Origin of the sequence: Klebsiella sp. 141240 (assembly GCF_050600805.1) — a bacterium.
GTDB lineage: Bacteria > Pseudomonadota > Gammaproteobacteria > Enterobacterales > Enterobacteriaceae > Klebsiella > Klebsiella aerogenes.
This window is the reverse complement of sequence record NZ_JAQIRK010000085.1, coordinates 1-277: the sequence shown is the minus strand read 5'-3', so window position 1 is coordinate 277 and position 277 is coordinate 1. Positions and strand designations below refer to the sequence as shown.

Below are 277 nucleotides of genomic sequence, written 5' to 3'. Positions count from 1 at the left end.
AAGGATGGTGGAGCTATGCGGGATCGAACCGCAGACCTCCTGCGTGCAAAGCAGGCGCTCTCCCAGCTGAGCTATAGCCCCATCGTAGTTATCTCATCAACCTTAATTCTTTCTGAGACAAGGCGTGGAACGGCGAAGCATACTCAGGTATGCGAGTCGTTTCACAACGCGGTATCAGGAAGAATTTGGTAGGCCTGAGTGGACTTGAACCACCGACCTCACCCTTATCAGGGGTGCGCTCTAACCACCTGAGCTACAAGCCTGCAGAGATTACTTA

General features: G+C 52.7%; 2 tRNA genes. Both read right to left on the bottom strand.

Annotated features, from left to right (window positions below):
- Positions 1 to 5: 5 nt before the first annotated feature.
- Positions 6 to 81: transfer RNA gene (locus PGQ95_RS26460), tRNA-Ala, on the bottom strand.
- A 105-nt stretch (positions 82 to 186) separates the two neighbouring features.
- Positions 187 to 263: transfer RNA gene (locus PGQ95_RS26455), tRNA-Ile, on the bottom strand.
- Positions 264 to 277: the final 14 nt, after the last annotated feature.